The following is a 22,438-nucleotide window of genomic DNA, read 5'->3' on the forward strand; positions in this document are numbered from 1 at the left end:
GCCACCAGTCGTACAGGACGCGAGCCCTCTCGGGCGTGAAGTACGCGGGGGTCGGCACCACCCAGCTCTGCGGTGCTCCCCCCCTCCCCGCCCAGTCTTTACGTGGCGTCCGGGAAGACCGCAGAGGTCACCGTCCCCTACGGGAAGCTTAAGCCGGGCACGACCTACACCTTCCACACCTCCGCCTACGACGGCAGCCTGTATGAGACGACATGGTCACCGTGGGCGAAGTTCCGCATCCGCAGCCGGTCCGTGGACATCAAACTCCCCGAGCCGGACAAGAACGCGCCGAAGGTCGACCTGGACGCCTACCAGGAACCACAGGAGGGGCGACCGGAAGGTCATCTGCCCGGACGGCTGGGCAGCCAAGTCCGGCAACCCCGACGCCACCACCGTGCCGGAGCTGACACCGAACAACAAAGACTCGGCGAGTTGCGATGAGTTCGCCTACGCCGCTTCCTACAACAGCGGCGGCATGCCGGCTGCCAAAGGCGGCCTGAACGAGGTCACCTCCGGCGACAAGTGCGTGCAGACCTACGCCACCCGCTCCACCCAGGGGGAATGGCACCTGTACGACGACATCCGCACCGCCGCACCGATCTGGAAGGAGGTCTGCGGCCGCTCCACGATGTCGGGCTGGATCAACTCCGGTTCGATGGCCGGGTTCCCCGGGAACTTCTCCGCCCCGGGCAAGTTCCACCTGCTGGACAAGGACGAGTACTGGGTGGCCTTCCCCGAGTTCGCGCACTGCGACGCCAGCAAGGCGATCGTGACGTGCACCGTCCCCAAGCCGTAAGGCACCCCTGAAACACAAGCGGCCGGTGCGGGGAATCAGCCTCCCTTCGCCGCACTGGCCGCCGTGATCACCTACAGGTCCGTAAGGCGCCGCATGCCGTCCTCGACGCCGGTACGGGCGTGGACCCAGTCCAGTCCGCCCCGGTTCAACACCGGCGTCTCATGGATGTTCTCGGTGCCATCCGGCATCCGCAGACAGCGGCGTTCCTCCAGGGCCGCGGCAGTGGCCTCCAGCCAGTCCGCAAGCGGCCAGCCATCGGTGCCGCCTGGCAGGGGCTCGCTCTCCTGATCGACCGCCCAGGTGCCGAGGTTCCCATATGTGGGCTCGCCTTCACGGGCGTCGAGATACAGGCCGTACCAGCCGTCGCCGGGGTTGCAGGCAATCGGGATCAGACCGGGCTCGCGCTCCCAGTCCTGGACCTGCGTCAGGTACAGGCGCTTGACCTCCTCAAGCCTTAGCCACGTCCGGTGCATCGGGAGCCAGCCAGCCACCGCCCACTCTTCAATGGCGTCCTCGGGCCAGGAACCGATCGCACCGTCGTGGAGCCGGTACCAGGCGCGCAGCACGGGCGGCAGGCGCAGCCCAATCTCTTCCTCCAGAGCAGCAATCTCCTCCTCGCCAGCGGGAGACCGCAGTAGGGCGGCCGAGGCCGGAGCATACTCACACAGCCACGCCTCGACGCGAGCCCACGCTTCCGCCATCCGCGTTATGTCGTCGGTCATGAGGCTCACCGTACCGAGGGCGCGGATTTGAAAGAGGGAAGATCACATCCGATGCGGCACCGCACAGGGCCTGGGTGCAGATCGAGGTCCCTGGCGGCCCTCCAAGCAGCCACAACCAGCCCAGCCCACCCGGAACCGAGCGGCTTCACCAGCAGCCCCCACTCCCCCGCGACTCCGCCGTGCTCCAACTATCACGCCGTGATATGCACCCTTCTTGGCCAGCGCTGCACTCTGTCTCACAGCACCCGCATCCGTCCGCGGTCATGGCAGAGTCATGCGCATGCTTACCTTGATACTGGGAGCACGCAGACACTTCGCTGCGACCGCTCTCTTACTGGGTGCTGTCGTGTCCCTGACCGCCTGCGGTGAGCAGCGCGGCACGGACGTGGCAGTCGGCTCTTCGACCACACCCCCGAGTTCCAGTTCCAGTTCCCCCGGCGCTTCTCCTTACGTGGAGCCCGGGATCGTCGACGGTGCCCCGCACCACGGGGACAACAATGCCTACCGTCGCTCTGGTGAGATGTCCGCCGCCAGTGCCAAGGACGCTCAGAAGGAAGCCGACCGTATCGAGCCCGTGCTCAAGCGACTGTGGGGGCAGAAGAAGTGGGATCCCAAGAGCGTGCGCGCGGCGTTGCTTGAACTGGGGTACGAAGAGGAGCGGACCGGGCCGAAGGGAGAGCACTTCGGCGGGACGCTCACCGTACGGGAGATGGATCCGCGCTACGAGGTCGACCACAACGTCACTCCTGAAGGCGCCTTGATCGGCCTTCGCGTTCATGACGACGCCTGCGTCACAGCGTTCGTCCAGAAGATCAATTACGAGGTCAAGACCAACGGGCCATTCATGGAGACCGGCTGTTTCGAGCCGTCCTACGGCCACTGAGAGCCGGTGCGGGGCACGTTTCGGCGAGGCTCCCTGGACGGGCTCAAGCCGTCTGCATGAACGCGTCCGGCCTCTCGGCATCGATTATCACGCCGTGATAGTCGGAAGGCGCTTGCACCGATACCTCGTACCGAAGGCGTGATTATTGTCCCTTCCCCACTACTGAGGAGTCTCCGGGCGGATTCCGTACTCGGCCAGCCACGCCAACAACTCCCGCTGGGCAACCCCGACAAGTCTCCCTCCGGTGAAGCGAACGTCATCCGTCACCTCAGCCACGCATTCCGGAGGCGGCACGAAAGCCAGCGCCTCTTCATCGCTGGTGAACTCGGCCTCCCCCAGGACCAAGCCCTCCAGAGGGCCGTCGAAGACATCAACGCCCAGGGGAGGAACGCTGAACCGTGTCTTGGACAACACCGCGGCCGGCAGCGAGGCGAGCACGTCGTACTCGGCCTCGGACAGGTACGTATTCGTGATCAGCCCTTGCACGGCACCTGGCCGATCAGCAGGCACTTTCTGGGTGAGCTTGAGCTCACAACCGCCGATATCCGGGCGCTCTGCCCGCCTCAGACGCAGACGTGTCCCTACCAGATACCGGTCCGTGATCATACGAGTGACTGTGACCGACGAAGGAGCCGGAGGCCCCGCAAGCAAGAACCGTCGCTCCCGCTCGACACGCGCGTACTTCCCCTGGCTGACGACCTCACCCTGCACAACACCAGCCCGCTCCGTCATGGAACGAGCCTCTCAGATCAAGCTGATCGGCACCGGACGCCCACGATCAATTGAGACATGAAGCCCGCACTCGTCTCATCCGATCGTGGGCACCCCAGGTCACCGGCTCCACTCTGCCCACGATCGTTTGAGACAGGACAATTATCACGGCGTGATACCTCAGAGCCGGTTGCTACCTAGGTAACGTGTCTGTGCTTGATTGGATCACGCTCGTTAGTAAGGTGTCAGGCATGGCTTATCCCGCTTCCGCTGGCGACCGCGAGAAGGTCGTCTCCAAACTCCCCGGGTGGCTCCGCCAGGACCTCAAAGTCCGTGCAGCCCAACTCGGCACCGAGATCCAGAGCGCAGTGACGCAAGGCATCGCCTACTGGTGCGACCTCGCGTCGACCCCGCCCAATGTCGACACATCCGGCGCCGACTCGTTCTCCACCTGGCTCCCCCAAGGCCAGTGGGAAACCTTCAAGACCACGGCATCCGATCGCAAGGTCTCGATCACCCAGGCCCTCGCCCAGGCCGTACAGCTCTGGCTGCAAAAACACCCTGCGCCCACCGTGCAGAGACCAGAGATCCCCCGCCGCATCATCACCTGCAACCAAAAAGGCGGCGTCGGGAAGACCGCTGTCGCCGCAGGCACCGGCGAGGCCATGGCGGAAGACTCGAACGCTCTCTACCCGGTGCGCATCTCCAAGCACTTCGCTGCAGCGCTGCTCAAGGAGAGTGCGGGCGATACCAGCGACAGCGGCTCAGACCCGCTGGCCATAGAGGACCGGCCCGGCCTCGGCCTGCGTGTCCTGCTCGTGGACTTTGACCCCCAGTGCCATCTCACCCAGCAACTCGGGCACACCCCGCTGCCCATGGACGGTGACAGCCTCACCAAGCACATGGGCGGCGAACCCGCCGGCAAGCTCCGCGACCTGATCGTCCCTATCGAAGGCGACCAGTTCGGCGACCGCCTGCACCTCCTGCCCAGTTGCAACGACGCCTTTCTCCTTGACGTCAAACTCGCCGGCGTCCGGGCACGTGAAGCCGCTCTCGAACGAGCCCTCGCACCGATCGAAGCCGACTTCGACGTCATCATCGTCGACTGCCCGCCCAGCCTGGGCCTGAGCATGGACGCCGCCGTCTACTACGGCCGCCGCCGCGAGAACGAACCTCCCGGCTCCTCCGGCGCCCTCGTCGTCGTCCAGGCCGAAGACAGCTCAGCCGACGCCTACACCCTCCTGACCACCCAGATCGAAGACCTCGGAACAGACCTCAGCCTGGACATCGACTACCTCGGCATCGTCGTCAACCACTACGACGCACGCCGCGGCTACATCGCCACCTCCTCCCTCGAAGCCTGGATGGACATAAGGGACCCCCGAGTCGTCGGCGTCATCGGCGACCTCAAGGAACAGAAAGAAGCTGTCCGCGTGAAACGCCCCCTCCTCGCCTACTCCCCCAAGTGCGATCAGGCGGTAGGCATGCGCGCCCTGGCACGGGAGATCTCATGAGCAGCAAGGCATCGAAACTCGGAGCGAGCGCCTCCTTCGGCCAGGCCCGGCCCGTCAGCGCCCGGAGGGCCGCGATCAGCGCCGCCACCGGAGCACGCACCGAAGGCGTACCCGACCCCACAGAGCTGCCCGTCGGGCAGATCAGCCAGAACCCCGACAACCCCCGCGACCATCTGCGCGATCTCGAGGACATCACGCAGAGCATCAAGGAACTCGGCGTCATCAACGCCATCACCGTCGCCAGCATCGACGCCTACCTACAGGAACGCCCCGACCGCGCCGACGACTTGGACGAAGGCGCCAAGTACGTCGTCGTGGACGGCCACCGTCGCCTCGAAGGCTCACGCCGCGCAGGCAAGGACACCATCAAAGTGATGGTCGACGACGCCCGCGTGGCAACCGATGAGGCCCTCCTCGAGGCCGCGTTCGTCGCCAACTTCCACCGCGACGACATGACCGACCTCGAGCAGGCCCACGTCCTGGATTCGCTGGTCAAGTTCTACGGCAGCCAGACCAAAGCCTCGCAACGGCTCGGCCTCCCCCAGGCCACCATCTCCTCCAAGCTGTCACTGCTCAAGCTCTCCCCCGACCTCCAGGCCGAACTGGCCAGCGGAGAGCGGCAAGTCGAACACGTCCGGAACCTTGGCAAGCTCAGCCCCGCCGAACAGCGGGCTGCCGCGGACACCCGAGCGGCAGAAGCCAAGCGGCGAGCAGAGCAGAAGCGAAACAGCCAGAAGGCGGCAACTCCAGCCGCAACCCCCGGCTCTACCCCAAAGCAGAAGACTGACGACTATCACGCCGTGATAACTCAGGACGCAGGTCAGACGACCACAGAGGCATCGGCGGAGGGAGCGACCACCCAGACGCCGGCCAAGACGGCGACTGGTACAACGTCTGCCCCCGTGCCGGCGCAGCCCGCCGATCGGGGAAGGGACTCCACGGATCGGAGCGAGGGGCAAGACGCTGTCCAGATGGTGCCATGGCGTGATGTACCTGCGGTCGCCAAGCTCATCCACGCTCGTATGACGGATGACGAACGTCGTGAGTTGGTCGCCCTGCTCCAAGCGTGAACCGCTCGTCGCGATGTCTACCACAGCCGCGTATGGAGTGAGCAAGCCAACGCAACCTTGAGGACACCGATACAGCACTGGTGACCGCCTGCCACCCCGGCGCCGAAGACCCCGGCCCCGGAGCGCGTCCTTCGAGAATGTCTGATCTCCGTGATCACTGCAGCAGGCCAGCCTCGGCCGCCCGATGGAAGACGTCTCCGCACGTGGGGGACGGCATCGGCGAGCGTTCGGCGAGGACGAGCAGTGCGTGGTGCAGTTCCCTGCTCAGTTGGAAGAGCCAGCGACTGGCTTGCTCGCCTTTGTAGGCGTACAGGCGGAAGAGGTCGACGGCCTGTCCATCACGGCCGTCGGCGAAGGTGTCCGGGAGCCCGGCGAGCAGTTCGATGTCGCGCTTGCCGGTCGCCGCCTCGGCCACGGCACTGAGGGGTAGAGCGTCGAATTCTGCGGTGGACATGGCAGCTTCGGCCGCGACGGCGTGGGCAGCCATAGCCGCGAAGATCTCGATCAGGCGCTCACCTTCGACCGTGTCGATGCCCCAGGTCCGCAGGTTCTCGTGGCGACGTACCCGTCGCCATGGTTCCTGGTCCATCAGTGGCAGCAGAACACGGCCCAGGTGCGCACAGCGGCGCCAGAGCATGTCGTGGTCCGAGATCACGGTCGATCCTCTCTACGGCGAGTGGAAGCCCTGGGGCCGAGGATCACCCGAATGCCACTGGCCCTCCAACGTCCCACTACGCGCAGAGCACGTACAGGACGGGGCTGTTTGCCGTGCCATGGCCCGTAGAGCCGCTCGAGCTCACAATGGCCGCGACCGTAGTGGTACGCCAGCCGACCTTCGGGTCAGCGGGGTGGTTCACGCAGGCTGCCGCTGCGGTCGACGACCGCAGCGGCGGCACGCACTATGAATTCGGTTGCGGCGTGACCGGAGGCCCAGTGAGGTAGCTCCATGGAGGGTGCCACGGAGCAAGAGCAACGAGCGAGGGCAGCAAGGGGCCATACGGTCACGCGGCAACCGGCTCTATGGCACAGGTCAGCGGTGCTCGCGGCCCTGATGCTCGCCGCCTTCACCTTCAACACAGCCGAGAACCTGCCGATCGGCCTGCTGGAGCTCATCTCCGCAAGCCTTCGGGTGTCAGTGTCAGCGGTCGGTCTCCTGGTCACCGGCTACGCCGTGGCGGTGGCACTCGCGTCTCTGCCGCTCGTCCACGTCACGCGGGCCGTGCCCCGACGCCATGTGCTCACAGGGCTACTGACCGCGCTTGTCGTGTCCAGTCTGATCGCGAGCCTGGCCCCCTCCTACTGGCTTTTGCTCATGGCGCGGCTGCTGACCGCGCTCGCCCAGGCGCTGTTCTGGGCCGTAATGGGGCCGGTCGCGGTGGGCCTGTTCGCGCCCGAGGTCCGCGGGCGTGTGGTCGGTGCGCTGTCCGTCGCAGGTTCTCTCGCCCTCGTGCTCGGTGTTCCCGCCGGGACCTGGCTGGGCCGACAGAGCGACTGGCAGGTGCCCGTCGCCATGCTGGCGGCTCTGGGACTCGTCTCTCTGGTGACGATCGCCGTTCTGCTGCCGACCTCGCCTCCGGAAGAAGAACCCGCCGCCTACGCAACCAGTCCCGACGTCCGGCGGTTCGCGACCGTGCTGACGGCCGGGACCCTGTCCGCCACCGGGGCCTTCACCGGATACACGTACATCGTGAAGTTCCTGGGCGACGTGAGCGGATTCTCCTCGAGCACGGTCAGCGTCCTGCTCGTGGTTTTCGGTGTCGCCTGCCTGGCCGGGGTGAGCATCACCGGAGCGCTGCTGGACCGCTTCCCACAGTCCGCGCTACCCACGGCCATAGCCACGCAGGCGGTAGGCATGCTCGGCCTGCACGCAGTCGGCACTCATCCGGTCGCAGCGGTGACGTTCATGGTCCTCATGGGCGGAGCGCTCGGACCGGTGTTCATGGTCACCCAGAACGAGATGCTGCACTGCGCGCCGGGCCGCACGGATATCGCCCTCGCGGCGAACTCAGGCGCCTACAACGCCGGCATCGCGGCCGGCGCCGCAATCGGGGCACTGGTCCTGCCACTCGCCGACGTGCGAGGGGTCTTCCTCGCCGGCGGGCTGCTGACCGTCGGGGCCTGCGCAGTACTACTCGGCAGTCGGCTGCTACCTGTGAGCCCGCTTCAACACTCCCGCGGCCAGTCCTCCATTGACGACCTGCGTTGACGAGACTGACCTTACGTCCCTCAGCCATTCACGCTGCTCTGACCCGGGCAGACAGGCGCCAGGTCTAGATAAAAATCGTCACCAAGCCGAAGCTGACTGCTCCGCTCCATACGGGGCGCATGGCTACCTCCACAGGCACCCCCCTGGGGTTTCCCAGCCTATGCGAGGCATGGGGGTGATGCCCCGGGGCAGTCCGCACCCCCATATTCGAACTAGAATCGAACGGTGAGCGTTGAGGAGGAGTGGCGGTCGAAGGCCGGACCGTGGGCCAGGGCGACGATGCCGGACGGTCAGGAGCTGGATGTCGTGGTCACTGTCCGCCATCGCTCGAGGGACGGCCGCTGGTGGTATGAGTGCGAGGCCATCCTCCCGGCGCGGCACGAAGGGGCTGATGGCACCACGAAGACGATGGGAGCCCCGACCCCGATCAGCGTCGAGTCTGAGCGGATCGCCAAAATCCCGGGCGAGGACTACTCGCTCGTGCCGACGGACGGGGCGATCGCGGGTCGCCAGTGGGTGATCGAGCGGCTCCACCAGTACACCGAGGATGCCCCCTCCCGCCGCCTTCACCGCCGCGACTGCTGGCAGGTCCGCAACGAGCACACACTCATTCCCACCCGCGAAGCGGCCGAGAGTCAGGCCCATCCGGACATCGCGATATGCGACGTCTGCCGCCCGGACAAGGCGCTGCCACGCTAAGCCCCGGCAGCGTCCTCTGAGTGCCGTGCGGCCTTCTTCACCGCCTGCTCCACCTCGCACCTTTTCAACCCGGCCGATGCGGCGTGTTCGGTCACCGCCGCCTGCACCCGCTCGGCCGCCACGCGCCACTGCTCCCAGCGGGCCCGATGCTCTTCACCGTCGAGCCCGGCGAGCCCTGCGTGCTCAGCATCTGCGGATTTTTGCAGGTCAATCAGCTCATCGGTCGCCAGATCAGACATGTGCGCGATTCTACGTGCAGGGGGCAACGGACGGCCCGGTCCTCGATGGGCGCGGTGTCGCGGCAGGGCTGGGGCCCGTGAAGACGTGCGGTCGAGGCTCGCGGCAGGACCCCGGGCTGGGGTCGAGGGCGGCCCGCGGTGGCGGCTGGCGGGGCTCGCGCGGCCGCTCGGGCAGGGCCGTGCGGAGGCGACATGGTCGGGGTTGTCGTTCCAACGCGCTGGTGGATGCGGTGATTCACCCGCACGGGGGGTATTAGGGGGCGCGTGCCACTTCCTGCACGCCCCCTTCAAACTGTGATGTGCAACACGGCGGCGGCCGCGCCCGACGGCGCTCGGCGGGGCGCCGCAGTCGTAAACACTCAGCTCATGAGCGGTTACTTAGCGGTATCGAATATCACCTTCCGCATTCGTAGTGTTTCGCGTAGTGATTTTCCTTGGGTCGTTCATGCGTCTCTACGCGTCAATACGACTTAGGTGGTGTCCAGGCCCCCTCGGCCTAGGCATCCGCGAACCCGGGTGCCGCACCCCCGCCATGTCTTCAAAGAAGAGGACCTTCGTGACCGCAAACGGCGACCTGTTCGAGGATGACAGCCCGTCGCTCGGGGAACCCCTCACGCTCCCCTTGGAGTTCGAGGCGCACTACATCACCAACCAGGAGGCGTATCACCAGTACGCGCTGGCCTACCTGAAGACTTTTGAGGCCGCCGAGCAAGCGGTGCACCGGGCCTTCATCGAGATCCTGCGGAACTGGAACACCCTGCTGGCGGAGAGCAACCTCCAGCAGCAGACCTGGGCCATCATGCGCCGGGTCGTCATATCCCAGGCCCTGCTCGACACGCAGGCCAGGCTCGCCAGCGGCGACCACCCGGTCCACAAGGCACTCGCCAAGCTGCCGCCCAAGCAGTTCGACGCCATCGTGCTGCGGGGGTGGATGAACAAGAGCGCCGAGGAGATCGCCTGGTACATGGGCATCACCACCAGCACCGTGGACTACCACTGCCGCAAGGCCCGCGAGCGCCTGGCCCAGGCGCTGGGCAGGACCAGCCGGACGAAGAAGACCGGCAGGACCACGCGCAAGACCAAGAACCAGGGGGAGTAGCCCATGACCACCATCGACCAGCTGCTGGCTGACGCGGCTCCGCCGGTCCGCGAGCACCACTTCGACGTGGCCGCCGGACTCCGGCGCCTGGCCCGTGAGGCCGGCTACATCCTCCCCGGCCTGGAGACACAGCGGGCGCCGGAAGCCGGACAGCGGCTGAAGGCCGTTGCCCGCTGGTGGCTCACCAGCCCCCAGGCAGCCGCCCACGTCGATCAACTCGTCACCGAACTGGACGAGAACGCCCCCGACCCGCTCCACACCGCCACGCCGCTGGACGTCCACGGCGTCCAGGTCTTCGCCTGCCTGCTCCACCTCACCGGCCACCCCGAAAGCGCCCAGTTCTGGTGGGAACTGGCCGCCAGCGCCGACGTCCGCGGCGCGGCCTACTGCCTCCACCTCCACCACCTCAGCCGCGGCGAGGAACGCGAAGCAGCCCACTGGCTGCTACAGGCCAAACGGGAACGCGACCAGGACATCGGCGACGACGGACCCCCCGAGGACATCGAGATCCTGGACAACCGGTTCTTCAAGACCTTCGAGCAGTACGTCCGCCACCACGACGCCGCCACCATCGCTCCGACCGCCGACCTCGACGCAGAAGTCGACCGCCTCGCCCGCGCACGCGACGGCCTCGTCGGCCATCCCGACCAGCAGCTCGCCGAGCGCCTCCACGCCTTCGCCAGCCGCTACTGAAACGCCCTCGAAAAGCACAAGGAGCCCAACTCCCGACCCCCGGTTCCGAGGCCAACGGGTCGAGACGGGCCCCTCGCGACGATGCACCCCCAGCAGAGGAGCACCTCCGGTGAAGAATAGCTTCAATCCCGAACCATCGGGAAGTAAACGGCGAATCGGCCGACTGAAGCGCTGGGTCGCCCGACGTCGACGCACCATCGCCGCCCACATGCTGCGCGGCGCCTGCTACGGCATCGGCACCGGCGCCGCCGGCCTCGGCTTCTGGTGGATCGAATGGTGGGCTGAGCACCACTGACCGACCACCTCCAACCGCCCTCGGCTCAGGGACCGGTGAGGATGGTGTGGGTGCCGATGCGGCGCCACACGATGTGGCGGGCACCCTTCACCTTCTCCCGGCCGTAAGACCAGGTGGCGCGTCCGTCCGGTGCCCAGGTGAGTTCGTAGACGCCTGGTAGGCAGCGGACGCGCTTGATGCGCAGGCCGGGGCGAAAGCACCCGGCGCGGAGGTCTGGGACGAAGGCTCGAGTGACGACCTGGCAGAAGCGTCGGCGCTGTTCGGGTGTGAGGTGGTGGAGGTCGGTGGTGAAGCGGGGCAGGGCCTCGTAGGTCGGCACGCGGTCCTCCAGGAAGCACGAAGCCCCCGGCGAGTGCCGGGGGCGGTGGGTGTCTTGTCTGGGGTGAAGGGAGTCGGTGACGTGGTGCAGGGTGGAGCGTCTTTGGCCGGTGGGCGGGGGAGCGGTACGTAGGTGCGCGGTGGTTGACGGTGGAGGCGGCTGCTGTTGGTTTTTTGGGTGTGTGTGGTGTGGGTGGCTGGTCGTCGCGCAGTATTTGCATGGGCCCTGAGCGTTAAAAGCGGTGCCCGCCGGGCGGGCGCGACGTCGTTGCCGGTGCCCGCCGTGCGGGACCGGCGGTGAAGTTCTGCTGAGCCCTCCCGCCCCATGGGATCGGGGCTTTTTCGCAGGTCAGAGCCGGTGTTCCCTGTGGGGATGATCAGTGTTGCGAAGGTGCAGCCGGGGAATGCGTGGCGGTACTACCTGCGGGGCGTGGCCGTTGGGGATGGTCGCCGTCCGGCCCGCAAGCCGCTCAAGGCCGCTCAGAAGGAAGTTGGTCTCCCGCCCGGGGTGTGGATGGGCCGTGGTCTGCCCGCGCTTGGGCTCACGGCCGGGGAGACGGTGACGCAGCGGCAGATGGAGCTGCTGTTCGGCGAGGGCCGGCATCCGGATGCCGACCGGATGGAGCGTGAGCGCCTGGACGACGGCGTCGACCCCGACACGGCGCGGTTGGATACCGTTCTTGGGCAGCCGATCGAAGAGATCGAGAAGCGGAAGCAGACGCCGCTGCTCGCGCTCGACTTCGTGTTCCGGCCGCAGGCGTCCCTGACCGTGCTGTGGGCGCTGGGTGACGACCACACCCGGCGGGTCATCGAGCGGGCGCACGAGCGGGCCATCGCCACCGTGCTGCGCTGGCTGGAGGATGAGATTGCAGAGACTCGGTGGTCCTCCGGCCGCAAGCGTGCAAAGACACCGGCTCTGATCGTCGCGAGGTTCAGGCACTTCGACAACCGAGACGGCTCTCCGCTACTCCATGACCACTGCCTCATCTTCAACCGGGTGCAGCGCCCCGACGGTGCTTGGTACGCGCTGGACACCCGGCGCCTGTACCAGCACGTCGTGGCGGCCGGGACGCTCTACACCCTCACGATGACGACGGAGGTGTGCGAGGAGCTCGGACTGGCAACCGTGCCCCGCGAGGTCACACCCGGCCTGCGTCCGGTGATGGAAATAGCCGGCGTCGGCCAGGAGCTGATCGACTGGTCCTCCACTCGCCGTCAGCAGATCGAGGACGCCCTGGAGGGCATCACCGACCAGTACGTGAAGGACCATGGACGGCTGCCCGGCGAGCGCGCCCGTCACGGGCTCGGGCGGTGGGCGGCGCAGAACACCCGCCCGGAGAAGAAGACCCCGCGTCCCCTGCACCAGTTGCGCGCGTGGTGGCGCGCGTCCGCGATCCGGCGCTTCGGGCAGCAACTGGTCGACGGACTCCTTCGGCGGTGCCGTGCGGCAGGTGCGGCGATCCGGGCCCGGGTACAGCCGCTGGTGGACACCGGGCTCGCCGCCATCGACGTCGCCGCCGTCGTCTACACCGTCCGCGGTGCGCTCGCCCGACGCCATGTCCTCGCCGAAGCCCGCCGGCACCTCGCCGAGACCCTCCGCGGCCGCGCGTGCCCGCCCGGCCTGGACGACTACATCGCCGACCAGGCCCTGACCCGCCACACACGCCAGCTCACCGTGCCCCGGCCCGGCCGCCGGAGCCCGGAACTGGATCAGATCACCTACACCGCCGACTTCCGCCGCCCCGCCCGCTGGTGGATCGCCGGTACGGGTAAGCCGCCGCGGGCGGCGACCAGATACGAGCGGGCCCAGGTCGCCAGCCTCGCCCTGCAGAACGCAATCCGCACCGCCCGCGCCGCCCCCGCCGCAGCGCGGGACGAAGCCCACGCCGCGACCGCTTCAGCCACCGCGCACACCGAGGACCACAACCACGACCAGGCGGCGACCACACCGCACGCCGTCGACCACCCGGACCGGCCCACCGTCCTCACCCCCGCGCATCCGGCCGCCGCCCACCACGCCCACCAGCAGGCCGCGATGCCGGAGCACCTGGAGGGCCGGACGACGGACCCCGCGACGTGGCTGCGCACGCCGGAGAACCTCAGCCGGCTCGCCGCCTTCACCCGCGAGGCCGACGCCCGCCGCCGCGCTATCGCCGACCGGCAGCGGCCGGAGCGACCGGCCGCCGCGGACCGTCCCACCGACCAGCAGCAGCACCACACGCCCCGGCCTGACCAGGGCAGGGGAGCGGCCCGTGACCGCTGATGGATGCAGACCGGCCAGCGTGTGGCCGATCTGCGCCTTCACTCCGTCGTGGCCTCGGTGCGGGTCGAGAATCGAGAAGCGTTGGCACCCGAGCCGGGAGGCCCTCGGGCCCGGGTCGGCCGACACCGAGCAGTTCCTGCACCGCGGCCTCACCCTGCGCCCCGAACATCGCGTCTCCTGATCCCGCCGCCCACCAAGTACAGCCTCGTATTGGAGCGCCACGTTGACCTTCGAGCCAGTCGACCTGAACCTGACCGATCCGACCAAGGGTTACCTGCACTTCGTCCTCTACACCGAGGCGCGCCTCGGCGTCGCCTCGGGATCGCTGAACGCCGGGGTGTCCATCGAGGCGTCCCAGACCCGGACACCCCACTTTCAGGAGTGGCTGAGCAGGCTGGTGCGCTGCGAGCCGAACGCGATGCACTGCACGCTCGTGGAGCGGGCGCAGATCCCGGCTCTGTTCCACCCGTGCGTTACGGAGGACAAGGACAGCCCGTCGGCCGTCGGCGGCTCGGGCTGTGTGTGCCGCCGGGCCTTCTACGACCCCGAGTTCGGGCTGCCCGTCGTCGGCGAGCACTTCAAACACCGCGGTGAGGGAGGCACGGACCAGTGGACCTACCAGACGTACGCGCCGCTCGACCTGCGTCCTGACGACACCTTCAGCTCCTTCATCACCGGCCGCGGCCTGTTCTGGGCCCGGACGGAGAAGGGGCTCCTGTCGATCCTGCCGCAGCGCAACGCCCTCGGTTACAACCTCGGCTACAGCGGCGGCGGCCCGCACGCCCTGGCCGCCTACCTCACCCAGGTCGCCGACTCCGATGGACAGAACACGGCCGCTGGCGCCCCGTATGAGAAGGCGCACCCCGCGATCCTCGCCTGGACCGAGAGCAGCGCGGCCGACCGCGGCAGGAACGAGCTGACGCTGCGGGACCTCAAGGCCATGCAGCAGAGCTGACAGACGCCACGCGCTGATGCCCACGGACCCGCCCGTGGGCGTCAGCGCGTGCGCCGCCTGGTACGCCGGGCCAGCGGCGGGCCCCGTCTCGCGGGACGGGTGACGAAGTCGCCGGAGCGTCTGCCGGGACGCGGCCGACGCGCACGTCCTGGAGGTGACGGAGAGGGGCCAGGGTGCACAGGACCAACACCCGAGTAGGGAGGCCCGCATGGCTGACCCAGCCCCGCTGTACCTCTCGCCGGAGCGCCTGGAGCAGCTCCAGCGAATCACCGACGCGATCCGGCTGCGAGCGGCGCTCTACCCGCCCCCGAAGCCGCCGCAGCGCCGTCGCCGCACGCGGCAGTACCCCAACGGCAAGCCGAACCCGCCGTGGCAGCCCCAGCGCTACCACGGGCGACGCCGGGGATGAACCGAACGACGCGGTGCGCACCGCGTCCGACGACGAAGCACATCCTGCGCACCGGTGCGCGCACCGGCGATGGCGTTCACTCCCGACCGCCGCACCGGTGCGCAGGACGATGCGCCCCGGCGATGCGCACCGCACCGCGATGCGCGCACTCACGGTGCCTGCGCAAGGGTGGCGCGGCCGATTGCGCACCCCTCCTTGCCGGGGTGCGCAATCGGCGACGTTCTTCCTAGACCACGTTCGCTACCGCCCGCATCCTCTCCTTATGCGTGCACGATGCTGCGCATCAAGGAGAGAACTCTTCCGCCCGTCCCCGCCCTCAAGCCCTTCACGCTGAGCGAAGCGGTGCGTGGCGCGGTGCGCACCCCACACCACGATGCGCACCGCCGGGAGGGAGGACACAGCGTCGTGCGCACCCGGGCAGGAGTGAACCGCGCCGAATCCGTACCGCTGGCGGGGGAGCGCCGTTCATCGCGCACCGCGCACTGCACCGGTGCGCACCACAATGCGCACCGGTGGCACCGCAGCGGCCCGTCGGATCTGCTCCGGGGCGGGGCGCGGCCCATGACGTCGATCACGGACAGACCCGCCCGGACCAGGAGCAGTCAAGGCGAAATCGGGCACCCCTCGGCGGTGACCGTCAGACCGCGGACAAGGGGTGCCTCCTCACGGTGGGTCCGGCCCGTACGCAAACCGGCGTGCGGGCCGGACAACCGACGCCCCGGCCATCAGGCCGGAGAATCCGAGGACACCGTGCCCGCACCCGACCGGCCCGCCCCTTCCCGCCGCCGCGCCCGTCCGCGATCCTGGAGCCCGGCCCGCTGCCGCCTCACCGTCCGACCCGGCCGCGCGTATCGCGTCGGCTGCTGGGCAAGTCCCGGTGAGGCCCTGCCGCCGGCGCTTGCGTTCCCACTGCCGAAGCCACTTCCGTGCCCGGCACCCGCGCACCCGGCATTTCCCCTTGTCACCACAGGTTTGCGGGCCCGCGCCGGGTCGTCACAACCCTCTTCTCTCCCCTTGTCCTTGAGTTGGTTGTCGGTGGTGGGGGAGAGCATCGGGTCCGGGGGCCCGGTCCCCTCCACGGCCGGGGGCCGGCGCCCGGCCGCTGGCCGGTCGCGGACGACGGGAGGGCGAGCCTGATGGCCAGCAAGCGCAAGGCGAACGAGGCGGGATCGTCCAACGACCTGCGCGGCGATGTGCTGCGCGTCCTCGGAGTGCTCAAGGTCGCCACCGCCGACCAGATCCAACGGCTGTGCTTGCCGCACCTGACCTACCGGCACACGACCAAGCCGACGGCGGCCAAGCAGAAGGAAGCACGCACCGCCTCCCACCGGGCCGCAGCGAACGACCTTCGCCACCAGGGCCAGCTCCTGGACGGCGGCCGCACCAAGAGAGGGGAAGAAGTCCGCATCCTCACCGCTGCCGGGCTGGCGGCCGCCGGACTCGAGCTGGACCGCGAGCCGGAAGAGATGGGCGGCATGCCCAAGGGCGCGGGAAGCTCCGGGGCCTCCCACCCGATGACGGTGAACGAGACAGTCATCGCCCTGATCCGCCCGAAGCCGAACCTGGACCTGGTCGCGGGTGAGCCGCCCGAAGCGGTCGCCGCCGCACAGGCCGCCGTCGACGCCTCAGACGGGATCGGCACCCTCGCCTCCTACGCCACCGAGGTCGCGCTTCCGGTGAAGGGCACCTGGAAGAACCCCGCGATCGGCAGCGCCCGCGCCGACGTCGTCCTCACCGCCCCGGAAGCCGACGTGCCGCTGCTGTTCATCGAGGTCGACAACTGCACCGAGGACGCCGTCCTCATCGCCGCGAAGTTCGACAAGTACGCCCGGTTCTTCAAGCGCAAGGAGAAGGACACCGACGGCATCGAGAAGCCGCTGTGGCGCACCCGCTGGGATGTGTCCGCCCCGTGGTGGTACCACCAGGTGCACCCGCCGGTCCTGCTCGTCTTCCACCAGGTCGGCAAGCGCCCCGCCCTGGGGCAGATGAAGAAGGTCGCCGACCTCACCCGCCGTCACTGGGAGGGCCAACGGTACGACGGGTACGGCGGCTACCACTGTTACCCCGGCTGTATCCCGATCGTCGCGACGACGCTGCCCTGGCTGCGCGAGCACGGCCCGGCTGGCCCCGCGTTCTGGCGGTTCGGCCGTCAAGGACGGCAGCCGCTGCTGGAGGCGATCAGCAACCCCCGCCAGGACGCTGCCCTCGCTCGTCAACGCGCAGCTGAGCGCGAGCGGGAACGGCGCCGCGCGGAGCAGGAAGCCGCGGCCCGCGAGGCGCGGCGGCCGGTATGCGCGGACTGCGGCTGCAAGTTCAGCGACGACCGGTGGAAGGCCGTCGAGCGGCGCGACTGGAGTCTGCCGCGCCAGTCGCACCCGCGTCTGTGCGAGGACTGCCAGAGCCGGGCCGTCGCAGCCGAGCAGCAGGCCGAAGCCGACGAACGCAAGCGCCAGGAGCAGGAGCGCCTGCGCCAGGAGGCGGAGGAACAGGCCGCCGCACAGAAGGCCAGCGGCTGGTTCTCCCGCTTCCGTCCCTGACCCGGGCAAGCCCCAACCGGCGGCGCGGGCAAGCCACGCAGGGACAAGCCCGCGCTGTCGGTGGCGGCTGGAACGCTGAACGGATGAACGGCGACGATGAGCAGCTGCTGTGTGGCAGGGTCTACGGCCGCGACCACGACGGCCCTGACTCGGGCCTGCGGCCGGGGCATACCTACGTCGAACTGACCGGCGGTCCGCTGGACGGGCTGTTCCTGGACGTCACTGGCTGGACGACCGATGAGATCGATACCGGCGCCGCACTGCCCACCGAGCTCGGGCAGTTTCCCGGTGGTCGCTCGCTGTACGACCGCGTCCCGGCGACCCGGACCACTTCGACTGGTCGGGCGACACTCCCTGAGCACAGCACTGCCAAGGGGCATAGTGCCAAGCTGCGCGGCACCGAGAGGATGGGGCAGATACCAGGCGACAGGAAGGCGCAGATGGACAACTTCTTTGAGTGGGTGGGGCGCTTCTGGCCAACAGGCCGCCGCGATCTGCACTGGCACATCCTGCCGTCTTCGGAGGAGGCCAACGCTCTCGCTACGCCGTACACGGGACTTGCTCGGCCGGGGCTGCAGAGCGTGCCGACGCAGTGGATGCACTGCACCCTCCTGCACGCCGTTGGACTGAGCAGCAGCGACGTCGACACGGACGCGCTGCTCAAGGACGTCGGAAGCTGCACGCAGACGGTGCAACCCTTCAGGTTGACGTTCGACCGGCCCGCCGTGGGCAATTTCGCGGTGGAGATCAGTGGATGGCCCGGACGTCCTTTCGCCGCGATCGTGGATACCCTCACCCAGGTGATGACCCGCACAGGAGCCGCTTTCAAGGCCGCACCGAGTCGCTACCCCCACATGTCCCTCGCCTACGCCTCGGACGGCGCTGAGGACGTCGACGCGGTCATCCTGAAGGCTGCGCTGGCAGACATCGAGCAGCCGCTCTCCGGGACGGTGGTCGTGGATCGGCTGCATCTCGTCGAGCAGCACCACGACGGCGCGCACATCATGTGGCATCCGATCGCCGAGGTGCCGCTTGCGGGGGTGCCAGCATGATCCTGCCCCCCAGCAACCGCCCGGTGCACGGTGACACCGTCGAGATCATTGCCTCCACCACCTCACTGACCATCACCGGGAGCATCACGTCCCAAGGTGTTCTCCGCGACGGCTGCGGGCTCGTGGAACTGACGTTGCCCGATGCTGATCCGCAGCAGCGGCGCGATATGGAACGGAGCACCTGGATCCAGTACAAGCTGTACCGCGGTGGTGCCCTGGTCTACTCATCCGGGCATCTCGAACTCAGGGAGACTCGGAGGGACGACAACGGAGCGCTGGTGCTGAGCGCTTCTCCCTGAACCCGCTGCTGAGGCGACCTTCGCGCGACGCCGGGGCCCGGACCTCTCGTTGGAGGACTGGGCCCGGCGCTGTGAACTGGCTCAGGCGTGCATCTTTATCGGGTAGTCCATGTCGTCGATGTCGCGGAGCACGCTGACGGCAAGCATGACTGCGGTCACGGCGTTGACTGGGGTGTACTGGGTGGTCGCGGCGGCGTGAGCGGTGGCGTGCCGGTTGAAGTTCTGAGGGACTGGGTCCGGCGGCCAGAACGTTTTCAGCGCCTGCGGGAACGGCAGGAAGGCTGCGGCCTCGCGGAACTGGCGGATCGTGGGGTCGTCGTCCTCCACGGCCGGGATGTTCTCCAGGACCTTGGGGTATCCCTGCCACTGGCCGTTGGGCTTGAGCCATTCGGGATTGGCGAAGGCCAGGCCGCGGATGAGGGTGTCCCACACGTTGGCGGCCAGGGCCTGGGCGCCGTTGAACATGCCGTGCTCAGCCATGCGCACGCACTCTTCGAGCAGTGCCCTCTGCGCGATGAACCGCGTGTCGGTGACAGATGCGAGAGCCGCCTCGCAGGAGGCGAGGATCGTCGGGCGGCAGTCGTCGATGACCTGCGCACGGGAGGCTGGGGCGTCGGTGGTGAGCAGCTGCTGGATGACGTCGGCCGGGGGCACCCAGGCCAGTGGAACGCCCTCTTGCATCAGCGCGATCATCTCCGAGTAGTTGAGGCGGCTGCCCCGCCAGTTGGCGGGCATCATCGCGTCCAGACGTTCCAGCGTCGGCTGGAGCGGGGCGATGGCCGCGGCTAGGTGATCCATCGCAGGTATGCGGATCTCCACCGGCGGCACGACCGCCGCCGCGACGGTTCGCCGGATGTCCTCGGTGGCGGCAGCCAGAATTCCCGTCAGGTCCGGCCCGAAGCTGTTGTTCATCTTGATGCCCTCCCTTGTGCGTGGAGGGCATCATCCGGCACGAGGGCGCCTGGAGGAATCCGGTCCGGGCACCTTACGGCGACCCAACTCGCCCTCCTCAGCGCGGTTAGTCGGTCGTGGGCGGCCCGATGTGTAAAGACCAGGACCCGGTGTAGTCGTCCAGGTCGATCCTTAGCGGCTCCAAGACATCGTCGTCGAGGACATCAGCTTGGACGATGCCGCCGGCCCCCAGGTGCACCGATACACGAAGCTGCCGGCCTATCCGGTCAGGCACCTCCAACCCCATGAGTGGCAGCGACACCATGGAGCCGGCCTTGAGAACGAATGGCAGCTCGATGCACTCAGCATCGCTCCCGATCTGCACCGGTGCCCCGAAGTGCACAGAAGGGTTGAACAGCATCTGGGTACGCCGCGCCTTTCTCCACCCCAGTCGCTCGATTGCCCGCAGCCGCCATAGCGCCCGCTTCAGACGATGGCCGGTGATGTCCCGCCAGATCGAGTAGCCGACGATCGTTACGTCTAAGCGGCCCACGTTCGACACGCTGGTCCGCACCCACCATCGGCCTTCTTGCTTGAGGCGGGTGGGCCAGACCTCCACCCGGCCGCCCGTGAGGCGGTGACTCCACATCTGCCAGCCCAAGCCGCTGGCCCCAGTGACGGCGCCGAAGACCGCCAGCGCGTTGGTCCAGTTCATAGTCGGAGCCTAGAGAGCTCCGCCACAGCCATCCGGCGACAGATCAGACCCGTTCCCAGCGAAATCTATCCACAGGGAGATCGTCTTAGCGTCCTGCCCAGGGTGGGTGTCCGGTTCCGGCGACACCGTGACGCCCCACGCACACCCCTCACGAGAGGCGTTGGACAGCCATGGCGCAGACGAAGTTCGACCGGCAGGTGGAAGAGACCGCCGAGGCCCTCATGTTCGGCATCGGCCGCTTCCTGGGCGGCCGGGACATGGACGGCATCAGGCGGACTGACGCCACGTTCTGGCACTCCGGCACCCGCGTCCTGCCCAAGGTCGAGGGTCGCGTCGCACGTTCGTCGTACCGGGCCGGGTGTCAGCGCCTCACCTTCCGCGTCAGCTTCCTGAGCGCGGCCGGCGGGGGCAACTCCTGGATCTGGGCGCACCAGGACACCGCCCAGGCCCTGTGGGAGGACAAGGAGGGCACGCTCCACGCCCTCCAGACCGGCGGGATCGGCGCGGCCTCCGTCGCGGCCGTCGGCGGCCTGGCGTACGGGATCCTCACCCGCAAGCGCCGCGAGCTGATGCGCGAGTGGGTGGTGCCGCTACACCAGGCACTCGCCGTACCGCTGGGCATCGCGGAGCAGACCGACCCGCGCCGCTACCTCCACGTCCCCGTCAACTTCAACGACGACGACGCGGCGATACGCATCGACGTGCCCGCCCATCTGCGGTTCAACGAGGACCTGGTGGCCGACCTCATCGTCAAGAAACTCGCTCTGGAGAACGTCTCCTTCACCTGGCGCCGGGCCGGGAAGGACACGCACGTCATCGTCAAGAAACGGCACATCCCGCCCAAGGCGCTGCGCCTGTCCGACCCCGGCATGCGCGAGATCCTCGCGAAGATGCCCGAGTCCGCGCCGCTGATCGGCCTGGGGGCGAACAAGAAGAAGGTCTCCGTCGACCTGGACCACGACTCCCCGCACGTCCTGATCTCCGCGGGCACCGGCGGCGGCAAGTCGACCATCCTGCGCTGTATCTGCTGCCAGTTCATCCACCATGGCGCTCTGGCCTACGTCCTGGACTACAAGCGGATCTCCCACACCTGGGCCCGCGACGTTCCCGGCGTGACGTACTGCCGGGACATCGCCGAGATCCATGACGCCCTGATCCAGCTCGTTCAGGAAGGCCGGCGCCGTATCCGGCTCGCGGAGCAGCTGGGCGACGACGTCCTGGAGAAGGAGCCCTGGCGCGTCGGCCCGCGGCTGGTGATCCTGCTCGAAGAGGTCAACGCCACCATGGCGCAGCTCAAGCGCTACTGGCAGCGGATCCGCGAGAGCGGCGACCCGAAGGTCTCCCCGGCCATCGACGCACTCGCCGAGATCCTGTTCATGGGCCGCGCGGTCCGTCTCCACGTGCTGCTGGTCGCCCAGTCCGCCACGGCCCGCGCGATCGGCGGGCCGGAGATGCGCGAGAACTTCGCCACCCGCATCCTGGTCCGCTACACCCTCAACGCCTGGCGGATGCTGGTCCCCGAGGTCAGTCCGGCACCCGCCCCCACCCGGCACCCCGGCCGCGTCCAGGTCGTCCTCGGCGGCCGCGCCCAGGAGACACAGGTGCTGAACCTATCCGACGCCGAAGCCCGCGAATGGGCGATCTCCGGCGTCCACACCAGCGGCGAGGCCGGTCCACCCCTGCCCAAGCCGCCCACACCCACACCCACACCCGAACCCGCGCCCGTCCTGCCCGCCCCGGCCGCCGACCCCGACGTCCTCACCGACGTCCAGAGCACCACCCCCCAGGCACCGGCCCCCGAGCCGCCGCCCGCCGCGCCCTTAGCCCCGGCGCCGGACGACGCCGTCGTCGGGCTGCGCACAGCCCAGGCCGAGCACCTGCCGCAGCTCACGCTCGCCGCGCTGCGCTGGGCTCGTGCCAACGACCCGGACTTCCCGGCCTCGGTCGACAAGCAGGGCACCGAACTCCTCTACCGCGTCGGCGATCTCAAGCGCTGGGCGCGCAACCGGCCCCGCGGCGCCATCGGCTCCACCGACCCGTCCTGACTCGTATCGCCGGACACGCCACGGGTC

24 protein-coding genes and 1 pseudogene are annotated in these 22,438 nt (G+C 68.5%); 18 read left to right on the top strand and 7 right to left on the bottom strand.

The genetic code is table 11. From position 1 onward, the window contains the following. Positions 1-102 precede the first annotated feature (102 nt). Both KHP12_RS06570 and KHP12_RS06575 read left to right on the top strand, forming a co-directional pair. The gene (locus tag KHP12_RS06570; protein ID WP_211831892.1) at positions 103-441 is read left to right on the top strand and encodes a hypothetical protein; all 339 of its coding nucleotides are present in this window, start codon (positions 103-105) and stop codon (positions 439-441) included. 34 nt (positions 442-475) lie between these two features. Beyond that, positions 476-796: a hypothetical protein gene (locus KHP12_RS06575; protein WP_246642996.1), complete on the top strand. Its 321-nt coding sequence runs from the start codon at positions 476-478 to the stop codon at positions 794-796. Between the two features lie 71 nt (positions 797-867). Here the strand turns inward: KHP12_RS06575 and KHP12_RS06580 are convergent, their stop codons facing one another. Continuing rightward, positions 868-1,518, bottom strand: coding sequence for an SMI1/KNR4 family protein (locus KHP12_RS06580; protein ID WP_211831893.1), 651 nt, complete (start codon positions 1,516-1,518; stop codon positions 868-870). A gap of 346 nt (positions 1,519-1,864) precedes the next feature. Between KHP12_RS06580 and KHP12_RS06585 the strand changes: the two genes are divergently transcribed. Further along, positions 1,865-2,401, top strand: coding sequence for a hypothetical protein (locus tag KHP12_RS06585; RefSeq protein ID WP_308016686.1), 537 nt, complete (start codon positions 1,865-1,867; stop codon positions 2,399-2,401). 159 nt (positions 2,402-2,560) lie between these two features. Here KHP12_RS06585 and KHP12_RS06590 read toward each other — a convergent pair whose 3' ends face one another. After that, a complete protein-coding gene (locus KHP12_RS06590; protein ID WP_246642997.1) occupies positions 2,561-3,007 on the bottom strand; it encodes a CYTH domain-containing protein in 447 nt (148 codons plus the stop codon). A 356-nt stretch (positions 3,008-3,363) separates the two neighbouring features. Here KHP12_RS06590 and KHP12_RS06595 point away from each other — a divergent pair, with 356 nt between their 5' ends. Together KHP12_RS06595 and KHP12_RS06600 are read left to right on the top strand one after the other, a co-directional pair. Beyond that, positions 3,364-4,626, top strand: a complete 1,263-nt coding sequence (locus tag KHP12_RS06595) for a ParA family protein (protein WP_211831896.1) — start codon at positions 3,364-3,366, stop codon at positions 4,624-4,626. Next, entirely contained in the window at positions 4,623-5,696 is a 1,074-nt protein-coding gene (locus KHP12_RS06600) for a ParB/RepB/Spo0J family partition protein (RefSeq protein WP_211831897.1), read from the top strand. The genes KHP12_RS06595 and KHP12_RS06600 overlap by 4 nt, the downstream gene beginning before the upstream one ends. 154 nt (positions 5,697-5,850) lie before the next feature. Here the strand turns inward: KHP12_RS06600 and KHP12_RS06605 are convergent, their stop codons facing one another. Further along, positions 5,851-6,351, bottom strand: coding sequence for a hypothetical protein (locus tag KHP12_RS06605; protein WP_211831899.1), 501 nt, complete (start codon positions 6,349-6,351; stop codon positions 5,851-5,853). 396 nt (positions 6,352-6,747) lie between these two features. Here KHP12_RS06605 and KHP12_RS06610 point away from each other — a divergent pair, with 396 nt between their 5' ends. After that, positions 6,748-7,902 (top strand): MFS transporter, encoded by a 1,155-nt coding sequence (locus KHP12_RS06610; protein WP_211831972.1) that lies wholly within the window; start codon positions 6,748-6,750, stop codon positions 7,900-7,902. 225 nt (positions 7,903-8,127) lie between these two features. Then, positions 8,128-8,601 carry a DUF6233 domain-containing protein gene (locus KHP12_RS06615; RefSeq protein WP_308016685.1) on the top strand — a complete coding sequence of 158 codons (474 nt, stop codon included), beginning with the start codon at positions 8,128-8,130 and terminating at the stop codon, positions 8,599-8,601. Here KHP12_RS06615 and KHP12_RS06620 read toward each other — a convergent pair. Further along, complete coding sequence (locus KHP12_RS06620) at positions 8,598-8,840, bottom strand: hypothetical protein (RefSeq protein ID WP_211831900.1); 243 nt, start codon at positions 8,838-8,840, stop codon at positions 8,598-8,600. The two genes, KHP12_RS06615 and KHP12_RS06620, sit on opposite strands and share 4 nt — an antisense overlap. Positions 8,841-9,396: 556 nt before the next feature. Here KHP12_RS06620 and KHP12_RS06625 point away from each other — a divergent pair. The 3 genes from KHP12_RS06625 to KHP12_RS06635 all read left to right on the top strand — a co-directional run bounded on the left by KHP12_RS06625 (position 9,397) and on the right by KHP12_RS06635 (position 10,927). Next, on the top strand, positions 9,397-9,939 hold the full coding sequence (locus KHP12_RS06625; protein ID WP_308016684.1) for an RNA polymerase sigma factor: 543 nt from the start codon (positions 9,397-9,399) through the stop codon (positions 9,937-9,939). 3 nt (positions 9,940-9,942) lie between these two features. Next, the gene (locus KHP12_RS06630) at positions 9,943-10,632 is read left to right on the top strand and encodes a hypothetical protein (RefSeq protein WP_211831902.1); all 690 of its coding nucleotides are present in this window, start codon (positions 9,943-9,945) and stop codon (positions 10,630-10,632) included. A 109-nt stretch (positions 10,633-10,741) separates the two neighbouring features. After that, a complete protein-coding gene (locus tag KHP12_RS06635; RefSeq protein ID WP_211831982.1) occupies positions 10,742-10,927 on the top strand; it encodes a hypothetical protein in 186 nt (61 codons plus the stop codon). A gap of 25 nt (positions 10,928-10,952) precedes the next feature. On the opposite strand, the gene KHP12_RS06640 is transcribed toward KHP12_RS06635, so the two are convergent. Next, complete coding sequence (locus KHP12_RS06640) at positions 10,953-11,246, bottom strand: hypothetical protein (RefSeq protein WP_211831903.1); 294 nt, start codon at positions 11,244-11,246, stop codon at positions 10,953-10,955. A 372-nt stretch (positions 11,247-11,618) separates the two neighbouring features. On the opposite strand from KHP12_RS06640, the gene mobF reads away from it, so the two are divergent. The 7 genes and pseudogenes from mobF (at position 11,619) to KHP12_RS06675 (ending at position 18,760) form a co-directional block, all read left to right on the top strand. Next, complete coding sequence (gene mobF, locus KHP12_RS06645; protein ID WP_211831904.1) at positions 11,619-13,508, top strand: MobF family relaxase; 1,890 nt, start codon at positions 11,619-11,621, stop codon at positions 13,506-13,508. Positions 13,509-13,731: 223 nt separating this feature from the next. Continuing rightward, positions 13,732-14,463 (top strand): hypothetical protein, encoded by a 732-nt coding sequence (locus KHP12_RS06650; protein WP_211831908.1) that lies wholly within the window; start codon positions 13,732-13,734, stop codon positions 14,461-14,463. 208 nt (positions 14,464-14,671) lie between these two features. Then, positions 14,672-14,872 carry a hypothetical protein gene (locus KHP12_RS06655; RefSeq protein ID WP_211831909.1) on the top strand — a complete coding sequence of 67 codons (201 nt, stop codon included), beginning with the start codon at positions 14,672-14,674 and terminating at the stop codon, positions 14,870-14,872. A 1,136-nt stretch (positions 14,873-16,008) separates the two neighbouring features. Continuing rightward, positions 16,009-17,409 (top strand): replication-relaxation family protein, encoded by a 1,401-nt coding sequence (locus tag KHP12_RS06660; RefSeq protein WP_211831910.1) that lies wholly within the window; start codon positions 16,009-16,011, stop codon positions 17,407-17,409. Between the two features lie 83 nt (positions 17,410-17,492). After that, positions 17,493-17,767 (top strand): annotated as a pseudogene (locus KHP12_RS06665) (hypothetical protein). A gap of 82 nt (positions 17,768-17,849) precedes the next feature. Beyond that, positions 17,850-18,461, top strand: a complete 612-nt coding sequence (locus KHP12_RS06670) for a 2'-5' RNA ligase family protein (RefSeq protein ID WP_211831911.1) — start codon at positions 17,850-17,852, stop codon at positions 18,459-18,461. After that, positions 18,458-18,760 carry a hypothetical protein gene (locus tag KHP12_RS06675; RefSeq protein WP_211831912.1) on the top strand — a complete coding sequence of 101 codons (303 nt, stop codon included), beginning with the start codon at positions 18,458-18,460 and terminating at the stop codon, positions 18,758-18,760. Before KHP12_RS06670 ends, KHP12_RS06675 begins: the two co-directional genes overlap by 4 nt. A gap of 81 nt (positions 18,761-18,841) precedes the next feature. Here the strand turns inward: KHP12_RS06675 and KHP12_RS06680 are convergent, their stop codons facing one another. Together KHP12_RS06680 and KHP12_RS06685 are read right to left on the bottom strand one after the other, a co-directional pair. After that, positions 18,842-19,672 carry a hypothetical protein gene (locus KHP12_RS06680; RefSeq protein WP_211831914.1) on the bottom strand — a complete coding sequence of 277 codons (831 nt, stop codon included), beginning with the start codon at positions 19,670-19,672 and terminating at the stop codon, positions 18,842-18,844. A gap of 106 nt (positions 19,673-19,778) precedes the next feature. Next, positions 19,779-20,366 (bottom strand): hypothetical protein, encoded by a 588-nt coding sequence (locus KHP12_RS06685; RefSeq protein ID WP_211831916.1) that lies wholly within the window; start codon positions 20,364-20,366, stop codon positions 19,779-19,781. A gap of 170 nt (positions 20,367-20,536) precedes the next feature. Here KHP12_RS06685 and KHP12_RS06690 point away from each other — a divergent pair, with 170 nt between their 5' ends. Next, positions 20,537-22,411, top strand: coding sequence for an FtsK/SpoIIIE domain-containing protein (locus KHP12_RS06690; RefSeq protein ID WP_211831919.1), 1,875 nt, complete (start codon positions 20,537-20,539; stop codon positions 22,409-22,411). Positions 22,412-22,438 lie beyond the last annotated feature (27 nt).

It is taken from the genome of Streptomyces asiaticus, assembly GCF_018138715.1.
Lineage (GTDB): Bacteria > Actinomycetota > Actinomycetes > Streptomycetales > Streptomycetaceae > Streptomyces > Streptomyces asiaticus.